The sequence below is a fragment of the Chryseobacterium hilariae genome, from assembly GCF_051400735.1.
Taxonomy (GTDB): Bacteria; Bacteroidota; Bacteroidia; order Flavobacteriales; family Weeksellaceae; genus Chryseobacterium.
Window position 1 is genome coordinate 319,460 of the sequence record NZ_JBLFFJ010000005.1, and the last position, 23,823, is coordinate 343,282.

A 23,823-nucleotide genomic window follows, 5' to 3' on the forward strand; every position below is an offset into this window, starting at 1 on the left:
ATGAAAACTGTATTCAAAAATATCTTTACAGGACTGCTGCTTGCAGGAACTTTTGTAATGGTGAACGGACAGTTTCTTGCGGCTTCCGATACTTCGGAAAGCAGCGTGAAAAAGTATAATAGCATTATAAATGCCAATAAGGAAATCGTTGAATTTATTGAATATTCATTGGTACAGAAAGGACTGCCCAGACATTTGAGAAACCTGGCCCTGATTGAGTCGCATTTCAACAGGAATATAACCTCAGGTGCCGGAGCAGTGGGCATATGGCAATTTATGACCTCCCATGCCAATCAGTACGGACTTACAGAGCAAAACCGGACGGATGTGTATAAAAGCACCAAAACAGCCGTAATTTCCCTGGCAAATCTCTATAGAAAGTATGGCGACTGGATTACCGTTGTGGCAGCTTATAACTGTGGCGAAGGAAATATTGCCAAAGCGATGCAGAATGCAGGTTCCACACAATATCATGTATTTTCTAAATATCTTCCAGGTGAAACAATTAATCATGTTAAAAAATACCTGAACGCCTGCTATGCAACCGGCGAACTGGAAAACGTTTTGAACAATTATAATTCTTCAAGGCTTAATAAAATTTTCTTTACAGAAGGCGGAAGCGGTAAAAATAATGCTGCACCGCTTCAGGAAACAGAAATTAATGCAGGATTTAATCTGGATGTCATTGCTGATGAGCTGGATGTAGAAGTGAATGAAATTCTTGTCTGGAACCCCGGAATCGTAGAGGAACTGCAGAAAAAAGGAGAAAGCCCTCTTTATCTTCCTACCGATCTTATGCCGGATTTTCTTTTGAAAAAAAATAAGATTCTTTCCCGTTCTATAAAAGAAGGAGGCCGTATGCAGCAGTAATAAGCTTGAAAAAATAATAAAAAAACCGTAATCTTTGAGTACGGTTTTTTTGTTTCAATAGGTTAATTTAATAATTGTTAAGAACCAGCGAATTATCCTTAAATTCTTAATATTTCTCTTTTGAGTGTAAAATAGATATTTTTGAATACAGTTGTTATTTGATTTTAAATAATTTAAAATCAGGTATTTATTTGTTGTTTTTAAATCAATTATCGTAGAATTACTACATCAAGTCGTAGTATTACTACAAAATTTAAAATTTATATTCAAAAGCTTTTTTATCCTGCTATGACGTTATATATTTGTTATACAATCAATCACCAAATCACAAAATATTAACGATTAAATTTACAAATCATGGCAACAAACTCAAGAGGAATCTTAAAATTCAATGGAGGAGAAGGTCAGAAACTGTTAAAGCTTAATTACAGCGTATCAAGATCTACGGATGTTTCAGGACGTGTAGCATCGGACCCTTCCAATGCCCTTATCAAAATTACAGTAGAAGCTACTGAAAAATCTGATATCATTGAAAGCTTATTGAACGGAAAATATAAGCCGACAACAGGAGAAGTTACTTTCAATAAATCTCACGAAGAAGGAACACTGATTACATTAAACTGGACCAATGGATATGTGATCCAGCACCAGGTAGAATTCGATGCAATAGACGAAAACAGTATGCTGATCAGTTTTGTAGTTAGCGCAGAAACAATTGACTACGGTACTTCTAAATTTGACGGGGATTGGCCTTTAGAAGGTAAATAATCTGAACAATCATCTTAGTAAAATAAATTGGTACAGAATAGTGTATTCGCAAGAATATACTATTCTGTTTTTGCCGTTTTTAAACAATCGGAACCAATATGATCTGCCGAAGTTCTTATATAACCCGGTTACATAAGAACGGAGAAGCTTTCGATCGTGGAGCATCTGGAAGCTATTCAAATGTATTATACAGTTTAAGCAAAACCCACACACTTATGTTTAAAGATGATCGGTCAATACAAGTACAAAACCCCAAAAGCAGTACAAAAGATATAGCGGCAGAACAGCTGAAAGATGCTGAAGATATTGCTGTACAAAAAATAGATGCTAAGCTTCAGAAAGCAGATGAAGCGGTAAAAAAGTCCGCAAAAAAGGCGCAGGAAATCTATTCCGGTGCTGCTCAGGGCTCTAAAATGTTAATGAACCAAACCGTGGTTCCCAATAATTCATCCGTAATAGAAAACAAGGTATGGTCAAAACAGCCAACCTCTAAAATACATAATGCAGCGGCAATTTCTGAAAATTATATTGCTGGAATTAACCGTGTTGTCATGCTTGATATTGTAATAGAAGGACAGATGATCAGGCATTTCAAACATTTTAAGCTGGTGCAGAGTGCTTCAAAACATCACGAATTCAAGCTGATAATGGCTCACGATGCTTTAGGAGGAGCCGAAAATCATAATTTGCAGGAAGCACAAAACTTTTTAGGAAAAAGAATTACAGTAGTATTTAAATATAAAGATATTGAGCAGGGGCCTGAACGTAATTTTGTAGGTGTAATTACAGAAGTGGGATTCAGCCAGGAAAAAGGAAGCCTTGGAAATATTGTTCTTACAGGTTTCAGCCCCACAGTATTGCTGGATGCGGCACCTCATATTCAGAGTTTCGGAGGCGGACAGGAAGTAAGCCTGAACAGTATTGCCGATCATGTAATAAAAGAGGGCCTGGGGCAAAATAAATTTGATTTCAGGGTAGATGCCCAACACGGTAATGTTCCTTACAGCTCTCAGTATGAAGAAACCCATTATAATTATCTGGCAAGAATAGCTGAAGCTTATGGTGAACAGTTTTATTATGACGGTGAGGTCCTTCATTTTGGGAAGCTTCCGCCACAGGAAAAGCCTGTTAAGCTTACCTACGGAAGCAGCGTAAGTGATATTGCCATCAGGATGAAAGCTCAGCACGTGAGTCCAAGTTTTTATGGATACAACAGCAGTAAAAATGAGAAACTAATAGCAGGAAACTCGAAAATCAGCCATACTTCGGATATTGCCAAACGTGCTTACGAAATATCAGAAAGAACATTTAAAACTCCATCATTGAGAGTGGCTCCAATCAAAGCTACATCATTTATGGATATTGATGCATCTCAAAAAGGAACGGCGGGAAGTAAAGCATCGGAGGTTTTTATAACTTCAGGAACTACAACAGTTCCATTCCTGTATCCCGGGTGCACTGCAGATATTGAAATGCGTAAAGCAGATACCAATGATACCTCTTATTTCACTAAATTAATGATCGTAGGCGTTACCCACGAAGTTAATGCAAGAGGTTATTACGACGGGACTTTTGAAGCTATTGCAGCGGACACAGGATTTATTCCCCGCCCGGAATTTGAAACTCCTAAAGCTGAACCTCAATTTGCCAAGGTAGTTTCCAATGCAGACCCGATGAATCAGGGAAGAGTGAAAGTTCAGTTTGATTGGCAGGGCGGACCGGACACTACAGAATTTGTAAGGGTAATGACACCAGATGCGGGAAGTAGTGATAAAGTAAGCAAAAATAGAGGGTTTATGGCCATTCCGGAGGTTGGAGACCAGGTCATTGTCAATTTTGTGCATCAGCACCCGGACCGTCCCTTTGTAATGGGAGGAATGTTCCATGGCGGAATCGGAGGCGGAGGCGGAACAGGTAATAACATAAAAAGCTTAAGCAGCAGAAGCGGAAATAAGTTAGAATTGAATGATGGTGAAGGTTCTGTTTTTCTGACCGATCAGGGCGGTGCCAATATGAAATTTGATGGTGCAGGAAATGCACAGACCAATGCCAATAATAATAAAACAGTCAACGTAGGAAACAATAATACGGTCAATGCCGGAAGTACGAGTTCTATTAATGTAGGTGGAAAAGAAGGAGAAGCGGCTAATTCGGTTTTAAAAATGGATGCCAGTGGAAACATATCTGTGGAAGGAAAAACAAAAATTGAATTAAAAGTAGGGGAAAACAGCATTACCATCACCAAAGAAGGAATCACTATTTCTGCCAAAGAGGGAATGCTGGATTTGAATTCGTTACAGAATGCTTTACTGGTCACACAGGATAACTTAAGTATACACAGTAAATCAGTGACTTCAATTAATGCAACGGGAGATGTATTTATCACAGGAAGTAAAGTCGATATTAACTAATGTTGTGTAATTTATTCTAAAAATTTATCAGAGCATGACATTGGAACCAAATAATGACTTATCAGGATTTAAATATGCCTGGTATAAAAAAGCAGAATATCATATCAATATAAAATCCTATCTTACATTAGGAACAGGAAAAGCCAACCAGACAGAAATAGAACAGGACTGGACTATATTGCCGGGTGAATACAACCACATCACTGTGGAGTCTTCCAGCCAGCGGTATATTCAATCAGACGGCCAAATGCAGCCTTTTTATGAAATCCTTGAGAAAATAAATAAGGCAACAGAGGTAGTGGAGCTATCTTTGAATACAGATAAAAGCATTAATGAAGTCACCAACAAAAATGAAATTTTAAGCAAATGGGATGGGATAAAAAAGGATTTACATTTCTTTGAACTGGTAAAAGAGAGTTATAAAACTTTTATTCAAATCTATGATAAAGAGTTTAATAATATAGATCTTAACATAGGACGTAATTTATTATACCAGACTATGTTTTATCCTTTACCGGTATTCAGAGGAGGAAGTTTTACTGATGAAATCCCTGTAAGAACTACTTTATCAACGCTTTTTCCGGGAGAGGAACTAGTATACAGTTCAGCATACGAAATTTCAAAAAATGAAGGCGGTGGTTATACTGTTAAGCTGGACGGGAAAAGTAAAAGTAACGAATCCCGGTTTGAAAATATATATAAAGATAAATATCAGAGAACCCTGGGGAATCCTTTGGAATATAAATATGCCATAGATGGAGAATATATCTATAATGAAGATTCGGTATTATCCGAGATCATATTCCATGTGAAAGAAGAGCTTAATGAAAAAATGATTTATGTCTGTAGATATCATGTAAGGTTAAATAAAAAATAACAATTAATTTACTATCACTATGAGTCAATTATATATCGCACAGGGTACTCCGCTTACTTGTAGTAAAGGCAGAAGGTTGGTAGGAATTGGAGTCAGTTCCCAGTCTTCGGTAAACTTGAAAAAAGGGGCCAAACTAATGGCTACGGAGGATGACCGTTTTAAAGACAATTTTATTTGTCCTGAAATGATGATAGCAGGAGCTTTAGCCGGAGTTGCTGTAGCAGCAGCTTTTTCCGGCGGACTTTTGGTTTTGGCAGCCGCAGCCTGGGCAGGAAGTGCCCTGATAGATGATTGTCTGAATATCTGCTCATTTTTATGCAAAGGAAGCGATTGGAAAAATACCCATCCAAAAGTAAGAATTGAAAATAAAAAACCTTTACTGCAAAATTCCAGTTTACATTGTTTCATAGGAGGAGAGGTTACTTTTCATCTACCCATTGCTCAGCTGCAGGAGGCGAGTACAGCCAGCCAAATGGCACAAAATTCTTATGAAGATGGGTACAAGGATGAGAAGGGAAACGATGTATCAATAGATGGGTATACCCGCATTAATACAGATGATCAAGGTAAATTAGACGAATTATTTGGACCGGGAGTATTGAAGAAAGAAGATTTTAATACAAATAATGATAATGGCTTTTATGCGTCCTTATATCACAACAAAGAAACAGGAGATTTTTTTGTAGCGTTTAGAGGTTCCGAGCCGAAAGGGATGCAATTCTATCATGACTGGTTTATTGAAGATGGAGGACAGGCCTTTGGCTTTGCTACTCCTCAAATAGAAAAAACCAGAAGCCTTGCTGAGAAAATGGATTATGCAACCAATGGAAATGTGAAATTTACAGGACATTCTTTAGGAGGAGGGAACAGTGCAATGGCTTCCTATTATACAGGACTTCCGGGGTATACCTTTAATACAAGAGGCGTCCATCAAAATACCTTAAATTATCTTGATGAAAAAGGAGCTGTAAAGTCAACTTCAAATATTATTAATTACAGTACAAGTAATGACATTCTTAATGGGTTGCAAAACAATAGAGAGGGCCTACTCTCCACATTAGCGTTTTCAGGAATCCCAGGACTTAATTTACTTGCAGGAGCTGGAGGGCTTACCGGAGGTGTTCCCCGTGCTTTAAATGAACAACATGAAATTTACGGATATATTGAAGATAATGAAGGGCTTGGTATAAAGACCATTGGAAGCGGCCACAGTGCTTATAATGATGCATTTCAGGCTATGATGAGCACAATCAATACAGACGTTGTAGCAAATAATATATAATATGAAAGCAATTATTTTAATACTTCTATCCATTATGACACTTAACAATTGTTCAGATTCTGTTCTTAGATCCCGTAAAAATGTAAATAGAAAAAATCTTCCGCCTGGAAAACTATTTGAGGGTCCACAGCTTAAAGCTGCGCAAAGTATTTTTGATGAAAACAATGCTGAACTTACAAATGTCATTAAGGATCATCCGGAAATAATTAACCAGTTAAGTGATAGAAAAGAAGATAATGGGTACACCTTATTGCATTATGCTGCATTACTTGAAAATATGAAAGCAATGGAAGCCTTGTTACAAAATGGTGCTGATCCTAATATTATTTTACCTCAAGGTTTGCCGGTTAAGCATGCCGTAGCCCTTAATGATTATGATATGTTGAATTTATTATTAAAATACCATGCAACACTTAATCCTGCAGTTGGGGTGAATCCGCTTAGTGATGCGATGATGCTGGGAGATGAAAATGCTGAAAGAAAAATGATAAACTATTTGCTTGAACATGGAGCAGATATTAATAATGTATCTTATAATGGAGGTAATATTATGGAAGATGCTACAAGAGATGATTTGGATTTGGCCAGCTATTTTCTGGAAAAAGGAGGGCAGCCTGTTATTGCCGGAACAAATCTTTCTCCAATGGCAAATTATATTCAATACAAGGAAAAGCAAAAAAATGAACGTAGTTTACCGGATTCTCCATATTATCAAAAATTATTAGCATTAAAAAAACAGCTGATTGAAAAATATAATATTCAGTTTCCTTACCAAAAAGATACAATAGAAGAAGCGAAACTCAGGATCAAGCTTTATGAAAATCTGAGCCCTAAAGATAAAATATCAGTCAATTTCAAAAAGAATTACGGTGAAAGCCGCTATCAGGAAGATTTGGTTATTGTAAAAGGAAAATAAAGACAACCGGAAACAATACTTTAATAAAATATAAAAATCAGATCGGACAAGGTCTGATTTTACTTTTATATTTCCCATGATAGTGTAAAATATAAGAAATTTAACCTTCTTAAAAGCGTCATTTCTACTTTAAACAGACATTTACAGCATTATGTTAAGTCAAAAGTCGTAGAATTACTACATCAAATCGTAGAATTACTACAATATTTCAGATTTGCCGCCGAAAACTTTTTCTTTATTCATATCGATTCTATCTTTGCTCTGTAATCAATCACTATTCACATTATATATAACAATTAAAATTCACCAATCATGGCAGCAAATTCAAGAGGAATCTTAAAATTCAACGGAGGAGAAGGTCAGAAACTGTTAAAGCTTAACTACAGCGTATCAAGATCTACAGACGTTTCAGGACGTGTAGCATCGGACCCTTCCAATGCCCTTATCAAAATTACAGTAGAAGCTACAGAAAAGTCTGATATTTTAGAAAGCTTATTGAACGGAAAATATAAGCCGACAACAGGAGAGGTTACTTTCAACAAATCTCACGAAGAAGGTACACTGACTACTTTGAAGTGGGAAAACGGATACGTGATCCAGCATGAAGTAGATTTCGATGCGGTTGACAGCAACAGTATGCTGATCAGCTTTGTAGTAAGCGCAGAAGTTATCACTCTTGGTAACTCTGAGTATCGCGGAATGTGGCCTTTAGGTAATTAATAAGACCCAAGTCTTTTAGTAAAAAAATAACACCAGAACAGAACGGCAGAAATGCTGTTCTGTTTTTTTATAGCCATGGTACAACACTTTTTAGAAAGCATATCTTAAAACTTATAACTCACAATTCATAACTTATAACTCGAAAAAATATTCCTATTTTCTTATATTTGTTCATTATAGACATTATGGACGCAACACAAGATAAAAGACTCTTTCTCATCGATGCTTATGCGATGATATTCAGAGGATATTACGCATTGATCAGGAATCCCAGGCTCACAAGCAAAGGTGTGGATACCTCTGCTATTTTCGGGTTTACCAATTCCCTGATCGAACTGATCAGAAGAGAAAAGCCGACCCATCTCGCTGTAGTTTTTGACGTAGGACAGGCAAGTGTAAGAACTGATGATTATTCAGACTACAAAGCCAACAGAAGCGAAACTCCCGAAGCAATCAAAATAGCTGTTCCATACATTCACAGAATTTTAGAGGCGATGCATATTCCCATATTAGGAGTAGAAGGTTATGAAGCGGATGATGTAATAGGAACCATTGCCTGCAAAGCAGAAAAAGAAGGTTATACCACTTTCATGGTAACACCGGATAAAGATTTTGCCCAGCTGGTTACAGATAAAATTAAAATCTATAAACCAGGTTTAAAAGGAGGTGATATAGAAATTCTTGGAGTAGAAGAAGTAAAAGCAAAATATGAAATAGATGATCCTAAGCAGGTTATAGATTTCCTTGCAATGATGGGAGATGCCGTGGACAATATCCCCGGATTGGATGGAGTAGGAGAAAAAACAGCCATGAAATTCCTTAAAGAATTCGGAAATATAGAAACCCTGCTGGCAAACACCGACAAGCTGAAAGGAAAGCTGAAAGAAAAAGTAGAGGCTTCTGCAGAACGCGGAATTCTATCCAAAAAGCTGGCAACCATCATCTGTGATGCACCTATAGAATTTCATCAGGAACAGTACGATCTTGATACACCGGATTTCGAAAAAGTAAAAGAAGTTTTTGACGAAATAGAATTCAGAAGATTATACGAAAATCTTTACCGGGCGTTTGCTTCTGCACCGGCAGAAACTGTAATCGTAAGTGAAGTTGAAGTGACACAAACCTCTGCTGGTACAGAAATAAAAGGACAGGTGATGCAGCTTGACCTGTTTGCCAATTTTGAAGAATTGGATCAGGCCACTTCTACCAAAACTTCTATTGACAAAAATGATCATCTATACCAGTTTGTAAATAATCCGAAGGCACAGAAAGTATTGGTCAGTAACCTGTTAAAACAGAAAGCAGTCTGTTTTGATACAGAAACCACTTCATTGAACGAATTGGAGGCAGAGCTTGTAGGGATGAGTTTCTCCTATAAAAAAGGATTGGCTTACTATGTCCCTTTATCTGAGGACAAAGGAGAAGTGCTTCAGACACTGGAAATTTTCAGACCGTTCTTTGAGAAAGAAGACCTGTTGAAAATTGCTCACAATTTAAAATTCGATTATAAAATATTAAAACAGTATGATATTACGGTAAAAGGTGCGATGTTTGATACGATGATCGCCCATTATCTGCTGAACCCGGACGGAAGACACGGAATGGATTATCTTTCCGAAGTGTATCTTAACTACAAACCCGTTTCCATTGAAACCATTATCGGGAAAAAAGGCAAAAATCAAGGGACTTTCAGAGATGCAGACCTTAGAACGCAGACCGACTATGCTGCGGAAGATGCTGATGTAACTTTCCAGCTGTATGAGCTTTTTGCCCCACAATTGAAAAAAGAGAACCTGGAAGATCTTTTCTTTAAAATAGAAATGCCTCTGATGGAAGTTCTTGCTAATATGGAACTAGCCGGAATTTCACTCGATGAAAAATGGCTGGCCCAGGAAAGTATTGATCTTGAAAATGATCTGAGACAGCTGGAAGCCAAAATTTTTGAACTGTCAGGTGAAGAATTCAACATGAATTCACCCAAACAGCTTGGAGAAATCCTGTTCGAAAAAATGCAGCTGGATCCCAAAGCAAAGAAAACAAAAACCGGACAGTACGCAACGTCAGAAGACGTTCTTCAGAAGCTGAGCTCAAAACATGAGATCATCAAGCATATCCTGGAATACAGAACCTATCAGAAATTGAAATCTACCTATGTAGATGCTTTGCCTTCACAGATCGATAAACAGGACAGCAGGGTACATACCAATTTTTCCCAGACTACGGCTGCTACAGGACGTCTGGCAAGTGTAAATCCCAATCTTCAGAATATTCCGATCAGAACACTGCGCGGACAGCAGATCAGGGGAGCTTTTGTTTCAGGAGAAGGGAAAAAGATCATCTCTGCCGATTATTCTCAGATCGAGCTTCGCCTTATTGCCGAGATCTCAGGAGAAGAAAATATGATCAAAGCTTTCCAGGACGGAGAAGATATTCACGCTTCAACAGCGGCAAAACTGTTTAAAATTCCTTTGGAAGAAGTTTCCAAAACCCAGCGAAGTCAGGCAAAGACGGTGAATTTTGGTATCATCTACGGACAGGGAGCTTTTGCACTGGCCGAGCAAACGGGACTTTCAAGAACCGAAGCCAAACAGATGATCGAAGCCTACTTTGAAACCTATCCGAAGCTAAAAGAGTATATGGCAGAGCAAGTCAGTAAAGCCCGTCAGATAGGTTATGTGGAAACAATTTTAGGAAGAAAGCGTCACTTAAAAGATATCAATTCCAATAATTTCGTGGTGAGAGGCCATGCAGAAAGGAATGCCGTCAATGCACCGGTTCAGGGAAGCGCGGCAGATGTTGTAAAACTGGCCATGATCAAAATCGATAAGGAACTTAAAGAACAGCAGCTGCAGACTAAAATGCTTCTCCAGGTGCATGACGAACTTATATTTGAAGCTCCGGCAGATGAAATTGAAGCAGCTTCAAAGTTAATTAAAACCCAGATGGAAAGTGCTTTGGAGACACAGGTGCCTTTATTGGTAGAAGTGGGAGTTGGGAACAACTGGCTGGAAGCACATTGATAAAATACTGTAAAATTAAAATAAGGTGGGTTTTAAACTCACCTTATTTTTTATCTGAATCTGGGATGAAGATTGCTCAATGTGGCCTTTACAACAAAAAAGAAGACTAAAACTTAGTCTTCTCAACTTTCTGCATGGTACAGAAAATTTGTAATCATTTTTCACCTCATCGATTTTACCTTCGTCTCTGGTTTTTTAAGGCCTGTATTTTAAAAGAATGACAATTCATTCAGATTCAATACAAGATAAAGATAAGAAGTTTAAATTTCCTGTGAAATACTACTTTTGTATTAATTTAAGAAAGTATTGATTTATGGTTCTTCAAAAATTGATTTCTATTCGGTATTTTTCCTGTGCTTTTGTATCCATTGCATCAATAATACATCCGGTATTTTTTGGAATAATTCCATATTTTCGATAAATGCTGTTGATCAGGTGAGTTGTTTTTTCATCATAAGTAGGAACGACAAATCCGGCATATCTTATATACTTCGAGGATAAAACATTATTCGAGGTTTATTTTGTATAAACAACTTCGTTATCCGTCAGACCATAGATATTGCAGTCTTCAGGAGTAAGGTCAATAAGGTCAAAAAATAAATGGAAACTGTATGTTCTGCCGTTGAGTAGCTTAGTATATTGAATGGTTTCTTTTATAGGAATAGTGTATAGGTAGCTTTCTCCAGCCCTTAATTTTACTGTATTTTTTATGCAGTCAGTAAAGCAGTCTACATCAGCTGTATATTCTATTTTGTTTTCCTTGTTTGGTGTATTTTCCCGGATTTTGAGAAGTTGAAGTCGGTAAGCTGAAAAAACTTTATTAATCTTAGTTTTCTTGTTTCCTGTATTAGTTACAGAGAGTTCTATAATTCCTTTTTCCTGCAGTTGGGTAGTATTGGATTCTAGTTTTAAGGTGCACTTATTCTGTCCAAATGCAGTTGATGTATAAAATATCAGCAAAATAAATAGAATCTGTTTCATAAGTAATTTATTAAGCCTAAGATAATTAAAATTTTAAATTGTCTGGAAAGTAACTTACTTTATAGTCTTAATTTTCAATAAGGACAATTTTTCTTGACCGCTTCAATCTGAAGGATCACAAAAAACTTCAGCAGATTCTTATGATCCTTTATTAAAGCCCTTCTCACAGAAGGTTAGATATTGTATTCAATTTCGCCGATGTAATATAATGCATACTCCTCATCATTCACCGAAACCGGATTGGGAATTACATGTTTGTTGGCGAAAATAATAGCATTTACCGGAGTTTCCAGGCCAAGCTCGTTGATCTTCTGTTCCACAACAGGAAGCCATTGATCAGCATACGAATAATAGGTAAATTTTTCGTAGATGCCTAAACTTTCATCTTCAAAGCCATATTCCATAAAATCATAATCAAACCACTGTATATTCTGTGATTCTGCAAATTTTGAGACATAAAGATCCTCCGTTTCCTCTTCTGTGTAATAACTTTCATCCTCTTCCGCAAAATCATTAAAGGCATCTTCATTTTTAAAATATCCCAACCAAAAGTGTGAAATTTCTTTCTCCATAAATTATTTTTTAAGTATACTGTATGTTTATTTTAATCTCTTTAACTGCTCACTTTCATGAATAACTTTTTCCAATCGGGAGAGTTTTGTTTTTTCCTGTTTCGCGCTCATCAGCCAGTGAATGACCATCCTTTTATAAGAAGGAGCCTGTTTCTCAAAAAAAGCCCATGCATTCTTATGAGCTTTAAATTGCTTTTCATACACCGGATCAAGGATGATGTGCTCTTTCTCATGCGAATAAATTCCCGTTTTATCTTCTCTCCTTGCTTCAAATGCCTTTTGCCCTTCTAAAGTCATAAGCCCGGCTTTTGTCAGCTCTTCCACTTTTTTTATATTGATGATACTCCAGATGCTATTCGGTTTTCTTGGGGTAAAACGGTTAGAGTAGCTTTCTGAATCTAAAGATCTTCTTACACTGTCTATCCACCCGAAGCACAAAGCCTGGTCCACAGCTTCAGACCAGTTCATAGAAGATTTTCCGCTGTCTTTTTTATAGAAACCCACCAGAATTTCTTTTTCTTTTCTATGGTTTTCCTCCATCCACTTTCTGAATTCTTCCTTTGTTGCAAAAAAGATAGGTGTCATTCTGAATCTTTTATTGGAATTAAAATGTAATATTACAAAACTTTTCTTTTAAACAGTACAATACTGATTCATCAAAAGACATTAAAATACACTTTTTTATTGTAATTTTATTCAGGTAAAACTCAGTGCAATGGAATTTCTTCAGGATCATTATGTTATACAAAACGAACTGCTGCTGATACTGATCTCCGTATTTTTGGGACTGCTGATTGGCGCAGAACGGGAATACCGGAACAGATCAGCGGGTCTGCGGACTTTTATTCTGGTGTGTTTCGGTTCCTGTCTTTTTACCATTCTCTCCATTAAGATAGGAGTGGAAAATCCAGACCGTTTGGCAGCCAATATCATTACCGGAATTGGTTTCCTGGGAGCTGGCGTGATTTTTAAAGGCGATAATAAGATCGATGGAATTACCACTGCAACGACTATCTGGGCTACCGCTTCAATAGGAATGGCTGTAGGTTCAGGCTATGTTTATCTTTCGCTGCTTGGGACAGCTTTAGTGCTTTTGATCCTCAGTGCGCTGATATACCTTCAGAATTTTATAGACAGCAGCCATAAGATAAGGGAATATAAAATAACCGTAACAAGATCAGAAGATATCAAACATTGTGAAAAAATCTTTGAAGAACATCATCTGAAACATTTTATGCTCAAACTGCAGTATACACATGGAACCCTTTCCATAACATGGATGCTCACCGGAAAACATACGAAACATGATGAGGTGGTAAAAAGCCTTATTAATGATCCTAAAATTACAGCCTACCAATTTTAAGGTAAAAACAAAAAAAATAAAGGCCTAGGCCCTTATTTTTTCTTGAAAACGTACAGATCTTTGTTCGGACCGGTTATTTCCTTTCCGTCCATATCCAGCTGTATGAGAATGTTTTCGCCTACCTTGTATTTATAATTGGTATCTTTTCCTTTTAGAGTAATAACACTTCCTGCAGCATTCCATTCAAAAGTCCCTTTATCCTGATTTTTCGAATTTCGGTCGATATATTCCTCGGTGATGCTGAACGTTTTATCATTGTTAATAGTAAGAGAGGTCTTAATTCCCGGACAGTCCGCACAAGGAACTACAGCTTCATACGTTCCCGGCCAGTCAAGAGCATTTTCCGAAGTATCGCCCGGAGCAGAAGGAGTTACTTTTGCAATACTGTCAGAAGCAGGAGCTTGTACCGTTGCAGAATCCGTGGTTGTATCAATAGTTTCAGGATTTTTTTCTTTAGGATTACACGATGCTAAAAATGCAGCAGATGCAATTCCCAAAATGAAGATTTTGTTATTTACCATGATTAAATAATTTTGATATATTTTGAATAATTAAGTTCCTTATTACCAACAAAAACTGAGCCACAGACAGGAGTTAGAGTTGAGAGTTAGTTAGTGTTTTAAGGGTAAAAGTATAAGACAGAAGATGGAATTCCAGAGATATGTAAAGCTATTTCCTCTGAAATATAAATCCATCATCTGAAATCTTGGCTCTTGATTCTTGCTCTTGGTTCTTGGCTCTGACTCTATAAAACTCACTATTCACTCGCGCAGCAAAATTCACCATTCACAATCTATTGCTCCCGTCTGTCAAAAAACGTTTTCGCTATTATTTCATAAGGCATATGTATAATATTCTTTGTAAATTGGGACAAAATTTTGATTATGACAAAAAAGATACTTTTATCCGTATTTCTTTTGCCGGCTGCAATGGCATTTGCACAACAATATGGAGGAATGTGGATTCCTACAGAGCTGAATGAAAAGGAAATGAAGGATTTGGGAATGAAAATCTCTGCCAAAGACATTTTTAATACTCAGAAGCCGAGCATAAAGGATGCAGTAGTACAGTTTAACGGTGGGTGTACTGCAGAAATCATTTCACCTAAAGGTCTGTTACTGACCAACCACCACTGTGGATACGGACAGATCCAGGCTCATTCTACAGTTCAGAATGATCTTCTTTCCAATGGTTTCTGGGCTAAAAATCCGGACGGGGAACTTCCGAACCCGGGTGTAAAAGTAGACTTCATTGTAGATATCAAAGAAGTAACAGATCAAATTCTGGAAGGAACAGACAACCTTGTAGAGCCTGAACTGACTAAAAAAGTTAATAAAAATATTGAAGTTTACAAAAACTCTCAGAAAATAGAATCTTACCAGTCGATCATTGTAAAATCAATGTATTACGGTAACAAATATTACGCTTTTACCACGGAAACCTACAAAGATATCCGTCTGGTTGGGGCCCCGCCTCAGAGCATAGGAAAATTCGGTAGCGATACCGACAACTGGGTTTGGCCAAGACATACCGGAGATTTTTCCATGTTTAGAATTTACGCAGGGAAAGACAACAAGCCTGCGGAATATTCAAAAGACAACGTTCCTTACGTTCCGAAACACTATCTTCCTGTTTCTATAAAAGATAAAGCTGAAAACGATTTTACATTCGTATTCGGGTTCCCGGGAAAAACAACGGAATATCTTCCTGCAGTAGCTGTGGAAAAGATTATGACAGATATAGATCCTGCAAGAATTGCCGTACGTGAGGTGGCGCTGAAAACACTGGATGAGAAAATGCGTACAGACAGCGAAACGCGTATCAAATATTCTTCAAAATATGCATCGGTAGCCAATTACTGGAAAAAATGGATTGGTGAAGTAGAAGGTTTGAAAAAATCCAATGCGGTGGAGAAAAAAGTGATGTACGAAGGCTCTTTGGTAGCTAAAAATCATGAGATCAAAGCAACTCTGGACCAGCTGAATAAACTATACAATGATCAGGCTCCTTACGCATTAAACAATGCCTACTATACAGAAGTGGTAAAAAATGCTGAAACGTTGAAGCTTGCAGGTGATTACTACGACTATATTGCTTCTGTGGAAGCAGGAAAAATGGATGAAAAAGAGCTTACCAAATTAAAGAAAAAGGTAACTTCATTCTACAAGGATTACAGTGCAGAACTTGATGCTAAGGTGACAGCAAAATTACTGGCTTTATACGCCAATAAAACCGCTCCTCAGTTCCTGCCGGCCGGATTCAGTAAATATAAAGACGAGAACCAGAATATTCCGGTGGTGGAAGAAATGTCTAAAAACTCAATCATAACAGGAAGAGAACAGGTAAACGGAGCAACTCTGACCGGAGATATTGAGAAAGCATTTTCCAACCAGGACAAGCTGATCAAGACCTTGAAAAAAGACCCGATTTACCAGCTGTATGTTTCTATGAAAGAAACGTATATGAAAAATGCTGATCCTCAGTTCACTTCTCTTCAGGGAAAAATTGATGACCTTCAGAAGAAATTTATGGCACAGCAGATGGCAACGGATAAAGACAGAAAATTCTTCCCGGATGCGAACTCTACTCTTCGTGTAACCTACGGAAAAGTAAAGGGTTCTACACCTAGAGATGCTGTTTCTTACGGTTATCAGACGCATTTGGCTGGAGTGATGGAGAAATATATTCCGGGAGATTATGAATTTGATGTTCCTAAAAAACTGATCGATCTTTACAACAAAAAAGACTACAGTATCTATAAAGACAAAACAGGAGATGTTCCTGTAGGATTCACTGCAACCAACCATACAACGGGAGGAAACTCAGGAAGTCCGGCGCTTGATGCCAACGGAAACCTTGTAGGACTTAACTTCGACAGGCAGTGGGAGGGAACAATGAGTGATATCAATTACGACCCGCGTTTCAGCCGAAACATCATGGTAGATACCAAATATATTCTGTTCATTATCGATAAATTTGCCGACTCCAAATGGCTTATCGACGAAATGAAGGTGATAAAATAATACACAAAAGTGATACCTTTAAGAATCTATTTAAATCCAATTTGAATAGATTCTTTTTATTTAATAGAGATGAAAGATAAGATCATCAGTATGCTCGCCGCCTTCGAAACGGGAAATATCGGGAATTCTTTTCCGATGGATTACTGCCTGCCTGTCTATCACTGTGTTTCAGATGAAAATCTGCCACACATCCGACATATTATTCAATATAAGAATACAAAGCAGTTTGAAGAAGATATAGACTGTCTTTCAAGACATTTTCAGTTCGTGAGCTGGTCAGAATTCAAGGACTTTATCAATGGTAACTTTAAACCTAAAAAAAAGATTGCTCTCCTGACTTTTGATGATGGTTTCAGAGAATTTTACGATACTGTGCTTCCTATTCTGGAACGGAAGGGAATATATGCCTGTAATTTTATAAATCCGGCTTTTATTGATAATCAGGAACTGATGTTCAGATGTAAGGCAAGTTTAATTATTGATGCTGCGGAAAAAACAAAAATAACAGATACTGAAGTCTGTCAAATGCTTTCTCTGGAAAATCCCTCAAAAGAAAGTTTAAAACAGCAGGTTTTAAAAATCAGCTATCATAAAAGAAATCTCCTGGACAGGCTTACTGAAAAATTTGAAATTGACTGCAATGCTTATCTTAAAGAGCACACGCCTTACCTTACAACAGACCAGTTAAAATCCCTGACACAAAGAGGCTACGGAATTTCCTCCCACAGCTGGGATCATCCAAAATATAGCGAACTGTCCTTAAAAGAGCAGATGGAAAGTACCGACCGGACTTTTAATTATTTAAAAGAGAATGGTTTTCTATACGAAAGCTTTGCATTTCCATTTACCGACTTTGGAGTAAAAAAAGATTTCTTTGATGAGCTGTTTAAAAATAAAGAACTATTCTGTTGTTTTGGAAGTGCAGGCGCAAAATTAGACAGCGTTGAAAGGCTTTTCCACAGAATTCCGATGGAAATGGGAGAGAGCGGAGAAAGCATATTAAAAAAAGAAACCGCTTATTTCAGATTGAAAAAAATCATCAACAAAAATAAAATAGTGAGAAGATGACGGAGCTGAAGACATTTAACAAAAAAGAACTTGAAGATTTTGTTTCCTCAGGAGATTTCAGAAACTTTAATTTTCTTCCTATCTCAGAGCACCGGGCAAAATCTCAGGTCAGAAACCTGAAAGCTTTAGATAATCAGACGCTTCTGGTTCTGGCTTTTTATGACGGAAAACTGGCGGGATATGTAGGCTGTTTTCCTGATAGTTATTTGATAGACGGAGAAATATTCCATTATGCATGGTTAAGTACCCTGTTTGTAAGTGAAGAATTCCGTGGAAAAAGGATTGCAAAAGCGTTGCTGAATAAGATGTTTGAAGAATATGACGGCAATATTATCGCAACAGAATTTACCAAAGAAGCAGAAGCTCTTTACAATATATTGGGCGTTTTCGAGTATGCTTATCCAAAGGCTGGAAAAAGATATTATTTCCGTTCAGATGCAGCCTTCATTATTCCTGAGAAAAAGCCTGAAACCAAAGTATTGAAGCCTCTTTTTCAAATAGCTGATGCTGTTGCCAATTCTTTAATTTCCCTAAAGAACTCTACCATCAAAAAGCCCGGATTCAGATTCGAAATCCTTGATCAGATTGATGCCGAAAGCTCTGAATTCATGTCAAAATTCCAGAGTAAGCGAAATGCCGATGAAATCAATGTATTCATGAAAAATCCATGGGTTCTGGAAAGTAAGCAGAAAGAAGATAAATACCTGTTTTCCAGCTATGCTGAGGTTTTTAAATATGTCTGGGTTAAAGTTTATGATGCTGATAATGCATTGACAGCTTGCTCACTGCTTCAGCTCAGGGACGGAAATCTTAAAATCCCTTATCTGTTTACAGAAGCTTCCGGTTTAGACCATTTTATTGATTTCATAAGCTATTTTATTGTCAGCAATAAAGTAAAAACTTTAACCAGCTATCAGAAGGAATTCAATGCCAAAATAGAACAGTCAAAAACATTTCCTAAAATCTACGAACGTAATTTTGAAAGAAGATACTTATTCCACAAACAGCTGATCCAGCACTTGCCGGAAGGATTTGATCCACAATATCAGGACGGAGACGGAGATTGTATGATGACCTAGATTTAGCTTAAAATCAATACAAATCCTGTTTTTTTCCAGTGTATTATTTTTTAGGTTCTTATACTTGAATTCAATTAATAAAAAAACCGCCTCAATAATGAAGCGGTTTGATTTTTTTAATGTCCGAAGATTTCTTCCAACGTTAATTCTTTAAAGGTTCCCATCTGGTTCACAGCGTCCATATCCAGGTTTTCTTTCTTACCAATAATCGCTGTATTAAAATGTATTGGCTTGATTTTCGTCTGGTAAAAATCCTTCAGATCGTTAAATTTCAGGTTTTCGATCTGTCCATAGATATCTTTTCTGAAATCGTGGTAGATTCCGAGTTTTTTCAGTCTTAGCGTATTGAAAAATATATTGTTTCGGGTAATTCTGGTCGAAGCGATCTGTTTCAGGGCGGCATTCCTGGAATTTTCAAACTGGATCGCCACTTCAGGAAGCTCATTCATCAGCTCGCTCATTGTGCTTACGGCAGTCTGGAGCTTATCCGGCTGCGTTCCGATATACGTGGTGACATAATCAGGATGTCCCAGCTCGGAATTGGCTGCATAGGAAACATACGCTGAATACGCTAAGCTTTTACTTTCCCGGATCTCCTGGAAAACGATAGACGAAAGTCCTCTTCCGAAATATTCATTGAAAACGTTGATCTTTCCAAAGTTTGAAGTATCTACCTGATGGCCTCTTCCTACTTTGCTCATTTCCATCTGTACCATGTCATAATTCATGAAATAGACATTCCCGTTGGTTTCGGGTTCAGGATATTGTTTAGGTTCAGGAATCCGGAAGCTTTCATTTTCCACGTATTTTTCAATATACTGTTTGAAATTTTCAAGATCTTTCCCATAGAAAAAGATCTCGTAAGGATATTTGAAAAGCTTTTTCATTCTGTCCGTAAATACTTCCGCACTGCTGCTTTCAAGCTCCTCTTTCGAAATAATATCCGTGTAACGTGAGAAGCTGCCCAGTTTTGTATAATTGGTCAGGGCGGTCATGATCCGGTTTTTATCTTTTTTCGTAGCCTGGCGGTTTTCCAGAACCGTTTCTACAAACTGCCTGTAGATCTCCTGATCCGGTTTTACATCATACATCCAGTGCTGTAAAAGGGCAATTCCTTTTTCAATATTTTCTTCCAGTCCGCTCAGTGAGATCAGAAGCTGATCATTCGTTGTCTTAAAATCATTGCTGACCCCGATCTTAAAGAATTCCTTCTTCAAATCTTCAGGCGAAAGATCATCAGTTCCAAGATATTGCAGTAATTGTGTGGAAATCCCAAGATCCCTGTCATGATCGCTTCCGAAAGGAAAAATAAAGTGTGCCTGCGCAATATCATTATATTTATTACGGACGAAGCTCAGTTTTTTATCTTTTACCGTATCGGTAAGGATTTCTTTTTCATAATCAATAAATTCCGGCTGTATATCTTCCGTTTTTTCAGCTATAATTTCCTTTAAAAAGTCAGACTGTGCATCACGGTTTATTTTAATCGGGGTAATTCCGGGGTTTTCGACTCTTACCAATTGGTCATTAACACCTTTTTCCTTGTAAACAATAACATAATTGTCCTTAAAAAAGGTATTGGCGAAATCTATAACCTCTTCTTTGGTGAAACTTTCATACTCATCCATTTCATTCAGTTCCTGCTCCCAGGTTCTGCCTTTGATATAGGTGTCATAAAGATTGGTAGCTAATCCATCTGCCGTTTCCAAACCTTTCATCCTCTGAATTTTGAAATCATTAATGATTGCAGGAAGGATCCAGTCCGGAAAATCTCCTTTTTTAATCAGCTCTATCTGCTCCAGAGCCATATCTTTCGCTTCATCCAAAGTCTGTGTTTCCTTCGGAACCGCTACGATAGAAAAATATCCATACTGCTTTAAGCCTACAGAAAAAGCCTGTGCCCAAAGCATTCTTTGCGTCTGGTTAATATTAAGGTCAAGCAGTCCGGCTTCCCCTCTGTTGCTGAGAATATTGGCCGTAATATCTGCCAGCATTGCCTCACGAGTGCCATAGCTGTCTGTTCTCCACGCCAGCTGAACTCTTGGCGTTGTAGGACTTTTAACCGTTCTTTTTACGATTTCCGTTAATGGCTGTTCAATAACAGGTGTCTTTTTCGGAAGCTCTCTGTAAGGAATCGTTCCAAAATACTGATCAACCAGCTGAATCGTTTCCTCAAAATCCAGATCTCCCACCAAAACCATTGCATAATTATTCGGAACGTAATACTCATCAAAATACTTATGAATAGCTTTCATTGAAGGATTCTTCAGGTGTTCAGGCTTTCCGAGTGTCGTTTGCTGTCCGTTGGGATGCGTAGGAAAAAGGGCTGCCATAAGCTCGTAGTTTACAAGCCTCGAGTCATTATCCTGCGCTCTGTTGAATTCTTCGTATACCGATTCCAGCTCCGTATGGAAAAGTCTCAGGACAACCTCTGAAAACCTTTCCTTCTCTATTTTAAGCCATTTTTCAAGCTCGTTATTCGGAACATTATTTTTATAAACCGTCTCATCGAACCACGTATGGGCATTGGTTCCGCTGGCTCCAAGGGAAGAAATCGCCTTATCATATTCATTGGCGATCGCATATTGGCTGGCTTCCTGGGATACCTCGTCTATTTTTTTATAGATTTCTTTTTTCTGTTCAGAATCCTGTTCAGTTTTATGTTCCTCGTATAGTGCTGAAATCCGGTCGAGAAGTTCCTTTTCCTTTTCCCAGTTCTGCGTTCCGATCTTCGAAGTGCCTTTAAACATCATGTGTTCCAGATAATGTGCAAGTCCCGTATTGTCGGATGGATCATTGTTACTTCCCGTTCTTACCGGTATATAAGTCTGTATCCTGGGAGCATCAAAATTTTGAGCAAGAAAAACCTTTAGGCCGTTTTTTAACGTATAAATTCTTACTTTATTTTCGTCATGCGTAACTGTAGTATATTCGTAGTTGTTTTTATCTGTATGAACCGTTTCTCTATATCTCTTGTCAATCATAAGCTAACTCATTTCATCCCTAAAAATCAGAATGCCTTACAAATGTAAGGAATCAAAAAGGAACAAATCAAAATTTCCTTATTATTGCATCTATAGTTTTAATTTATACAAACCAAGATCGCAATGAACATTAAATAGTAAAAGCTTTTACCCGAAGAAAGTAAATCTACAGAGCGATCAGACTGGAAAGCCTTAAAAATTCCATGGATCTTTCGGAGCCAAATATGATGAAGCATTAAAAACCGAAAATTCAGAATAGAATATGCTAAAGCATTTAATCTTTACAAAAAAAATTGGGTTTGTAGAAATTCCTGATGCTGGACAAATGAAGATTGATTCAAGTATGTTGATGAAATATTCTCAGCCGTAGTCCTAATCAGTCTTCTTTACTTTCTATGCGTCTTTCCAAAATAAATTCAATAAGTTTGCAGTAGTTTTCCAAAAACTCACACCATGCACGGAAACATTCTGATCATCGATGACGAGATCAAGCTCCTGAAATTATTAGGAATGATTCTTTCCCAAGAAGATTTTAACGTAAAAGAAGCTTCAACAGCACGTTCTGCAATGACCATGCTTGAGCAGCATGAGTTTGATGTCGTGCTCTGCGATGTCCGCCTTCCTGATGCTTTCGGAGTAGAACTCGTACGATCCATCAAAACTAAATATCCGCATCTCGAAATTATTCTGATGACGGCTTTCGGGAATATTACTGATGCTGTCCAGGCCATGAAAAACGGAGCCTATGATTATCTGGTGAAAGGGGATGATAACGAGAAGATCATTCCGCTGGTATACAAAGCACTGGAAAAAGTAAAGGATAACCGCTCCAGAATTGGCCAAAAAATTACTGTATCAAAAGGATTCGGACAGATCATCGGAATTTCTCCTCTCATCCTTCAGTCTAAAAAACTGGCTGAAAAAGTAGCTTTAACGGATGCCGCCGTTCTTCTTACCGGAGAAACAGGAACCGGAAAAGAAGTTTTTGCCAATGCAATCCACGAAGGAAGCGATAGAAAGAAAAATAATTTTGTGGCGATCAACTGTTCAGCATTCAGCAAAGAAATTCTTGAAAGTGAGCTTTTCGGTCATAAGCAGGGAGCATTTACAGGCGCTGTAAAAGATAAAAAAGGTCTCATAGAAGAAGCCAACGGCGGAACCTTATTTTTAGACGAAATAGGTGAAATGCCAATTGAACTGCAGGCCAAACTTCTTCGTGTTCTCGAAACCGGAGAATTCATCAAAATGGGAGAAACAAAAGTTTCCAGATCCGATTTCAGGCTAATCGCTGCAACCAACAGAAATCTGGAAGAAGAAATAAAGCAGGGCCATTTCAGGGAAGATCTGTATTTCAGGCTGAATGTCTTTGAGATCCATCTTCCGCCATTGCGTGAAAGAAAAGAAGATCTGAAAATGCTGGCCAAAAATTTCATCGATATTTTCTCTCGTAAACTTCACCTTTCAAACCTTCAGGTGAATCCGGATTATTATAGAATGCTGGAAAAAAACGACTGGAAAGGAAATATCCGCGAACTCAGAAATGCGGTGGAAAGAAGCCTTATTTTAATGGAAAACAATATTCTGGATGCCGAAAGCCTTCCGCATTATTCGGATAAAGCAGTTCCTGAAAGCGACTCTTTAAGCATAAGAACGCTGGAAAAAATACACATCCAGAAAGTTCTGCAATATACCAAAGGCAATAAAGCCGAAGCCGCAAGACTGCTGGAAATTGGCATTGCCACACTGTATCGTAAGCTGGAGGAATATGGGTTGAGGTAAATGAGTTTCGAGTCTTAAAATAAGCTTATTTGTCTCATAATCTTTAGCCTAAATCTCAGTTTTAGCTTAAACCTCATGTCTGAAATCTGAGGTCCAATATCTGGCATCTA

At 37.7% G+C, this 23,823-nt stretch carries 19 protein-coding genes; 13 read left to right on the forward strand and 6 right to left on the reverse strand.

The window, feature by feature from the left end; translation table 11 throughout:
- From ACMGDK_RS16340 to polA, 8 genes are all read left to right on the forward strand, one after another.
- On the forward strand, positions 1 to 870 hold the full coding sequence (locus ACMGDK_RS16340; protein ID WP_436808927.1) for a lytic transglycosylase domain-containing protein: 870 nt from the start codon (positions 1 to 3) through the stop codon (positions 868 to 870).
- A 357-nt stretch (positions 871 to 1,227) separates the two neighbouring features.
- Complete coding sequence (gene tssD / locus ACMGDK_RS16345) at positions 1,228 to 1,638, forward strand: type VI secretion system tube protein TssD (RefSeq protein WP_436808928.1); 411 nt, start codon at positions 1,228 to 1,230, stop codon at positions 1,636 to 1,638.
- A 215-nt stretch (positions 1,639 to 1,853) separates the two neighbouring features.
- Entirely contained in the window at positions 1,854 to 4,049 is a 2,196-nt protein-coding gene (locus ACMGDK_RS16350) for a type VI secretion system Vgr family protein (RefSeq protein WP_436808929.1), read from the forward strand.
- A 34-nt stretch (positions 4,050 to 4,083) separates the two neighbouring features.
- Positions 4,084 to 4,926, forward strand: coding sequence for a hypothetical protein (locus ACMGDK_RS16355; protein ID WP_436808930.1), 843 nt, complete (start codon positions 4,084 to 4,086; stop codon positions 4,924 to 4,926).
- A 19-nt stretch (positions 4,927 to 4,945) separates the two neighbouring features.
- Positions 4,946 to 6,208 (forward strand): Tle-like phospholipase domain-containing protein, encoded by a 1,263-nt coding sequence (locus ACMGDK_RS16360; RefSeq protein ID WP_436808931.1) that lies wholly within the window; start codon positions 4,946 to 4,948, stop codon positions 6,206 to 6,208.
- 1 nt (position 6,209) lies between these two features.
- The gene (locus tag ACMGDK_RS16365; protein ID WP_436808932.1) at positions 6,210 to 7,124 is read left to right on the forward strand and encodes an ankyrin repeat domain-containing protein; all 915 of its coding nucleotides are present in this window, start codon (positions 6,210 to 6,212) and stop codon (positions 7,122 to 7,124) included.
- Positions 7,125 to 7,436: 312 nt separating this feature from the next.
- Positions 7,437 to 7,844, forward strand: coding sequence for a type VI secretion system tube protein TssD (tssD, locus tag ACMGDK_RS16370; protein ID WP_436808933.1), 408 nt, complete (start codon positions 7,437 to 7,439; stop codon positions 7,842 to 7,844).
- 185 nt (positions 7,845 to 8,029) lie between these two features.
- Positions 8,030 to 10,864: a DNA polymerase I gene (polA, locus tag ACMGDK_RS16375; protein WP_436808934.1), complete on the forward strand. Its 2,835-nt coding sequence runs from the start codon at positions 8,030 to 8,032 to the stop codon at positions 10,862 to 10,864.
- Between the two features lie 321 nt (positions 10,865 to 11,185).
- Here the strand turns inward: polA and ACMGDK_RS19750 are convergent, their stop codons facing one another.
- The 4 genes from ACMGDK_RS19750 to ACMGDK_RS16390 all read right to left on the reverse strand — a co-directional run bounded on the left by ACMGDK_RS19750 (position 11,186) and on the right by ACMGDK_RS16390 (position 13,002).
- Positions 11,186 to 11,350, reverse strand: coding sequence for an FEKKY domain-containing protein (locus ACMGDK_RS19750; protein WP_495849248.1), 165 nt, complete (start codon positions 11,348 to 11,350; stop codon positions 11,186 to 11,188).
- A gap of 30 nt (positions 11,351 to 11,380) precedes the next feature.
- Complete coding sequence (locus ACMGDK_RS16380; RefSeq protein ID WP_436808935.1) at positions 11,381 to 11,845, reverse strand: hypothetical protein; 465 nt, start codon at positions 11,843 to 11,845, stop codon at positions 11,381 to 11,383.
- A gap of 173 nt (positions 11,846 to 12,018) precedes the next feature.
- A complete protein-coding gene (locus ACMGDK_RS16385; RefSeq protein ID WP_436808936.1) occupies positions 12,019 to 12,417 on the reverse strand; it encodes an immunity 22 family protein in 399 nt (132 codons plus the stop codon).
- Between the two features lie 27 nt (positions 12,418 to 12,444).
- The gene (locus tag ACMGDK_RS16390; protein WP_436808937.1) at positions 12,445 to 13,002 is read right to left on the reverse strand and encodes a YdeI/OmpD-associated family protein; all 558 of its coding nucleotides are present in this window, start codon (positions 13,000 to 13,002) and stop codon (positions 12,445 to 12,447) included.
- Positions 13,003 to 13,132: 130 nt separating this feature from the next.
- Here ACMGDK_RS16390 and ACMGDK_RS16395 point away from each other — a divergent pair, with 130 nt between their 5' ends.
- On the forward strand, positions 13,133 to 13,780 hold the full coding sequence (locus tag ACMGDK_RS16395) for an MgtC/SapB family protein (RefSeq protein ID WP_436808938.1): 648 nt from the start codon (positions 13,133 to 13,135) through the stop codon (positions 13,778 to 13,780).
- A gap of 32 nt (positions 13,781 to 13,812) precedes the next feature.
- On the opposite strand, the gene ACMGDK_RS16400 is transcribed toward ACMGDK_RS16395, so the two are convergent.
- On the reverse strand, positions 13,813 to 14,301 hold the full coding sequence (locus ACMGDK_RS16400; protein ID WP_436808939.1) for a copper resistance protein NlpE: 489 nt from the start codon (positions 14,299 to 14,301) through the stop codon (positions 13,813 to 13,815).
- A 363-nt stretch (positions 14,302 to 14,664) separates the two neighbouring features.
- Here ACMGDK_RS16400 and ACMGDK_RS16405 point away from each other — a divergent pair, with 363 nt between their 5' ends.
- The 3 genes from ACMGDK_RS16405 to ACMGDK_RS16415 all read left to right on the forward strand — a co-directional run bounded on the left by ACMGDK_RS16405 (position 14,665) and on the right by ACMGDK_RS16415 (position 18,950).
- Entirely contained in the window at positions 14,665 to 16,803 is a 2,139-nt protein-coding gene (locus ACMGDK_RS16405; protein WP_436808940.1) for a S46 family peptidase, read from the forward strand.
- A 69-nt stretch (positions 16,804 to 16,872) separates the two neighbouring features.
- A complete protein-coding gene (locus ACMGDK_RS16410) occupies positions 16,873 to 17,871 on the forward strand; it encodes a polysaccharide deacetylase family protein (protein WP_436808941.1) in 999 nt (332 codons plus the stop codon).
- On the forward strand, positions 17,868 to 18,950 hold the full coding sequence (locus ACMGDK_RS16415) for a GNAT family N-acetyltransferase (RefSeq protein ID WP_436808942.1): 1,083 nt from the start codon (positions 17,868 to 17,870) through the stop codon (positions 18,948 to 18,950). The genes ACMGDK_RS16410 and ACMGDK_RS16415 overlap by 4 nt, the downstream gene beginning before the upstream one ends.
- Before the next feature lie 116 nt (positions 18,951 to 19,066).
- Here the strand turns inward: ACMGDK_RS16415 and ACMGDK_RS16420 are convergent, their stop codons facing one another.
- Entirely contained in the window at positions 19,067 to 21,934 is a 2,868-nt protein-coding gene (locus ACMGDK_RS16420; RefSeq protein WP_436808943.1) for a M16 family metallopeptidase, read from the reverse strand.
- A gap of 453 nt (positions 21,935 to 22,387) precedes the next feature.
- On the opposite strand from ACMGDK_RS16420, the gene ACMGDK_RS16425 reads away from it, so the two are divergent.
- Entirely contained in the window at positions 22,388 to 23,713 is a 1,326-nt protein-coding gene (locus ACMGDK_RS16425; RefSeq protein ID WP_436808944.1) for a sigma-54-dependent transcriptional regulator, read from the forward strand.
- The last annotated feature ends 110 nt before the right edge of the window (positions 23,714 to 23,823 follow it).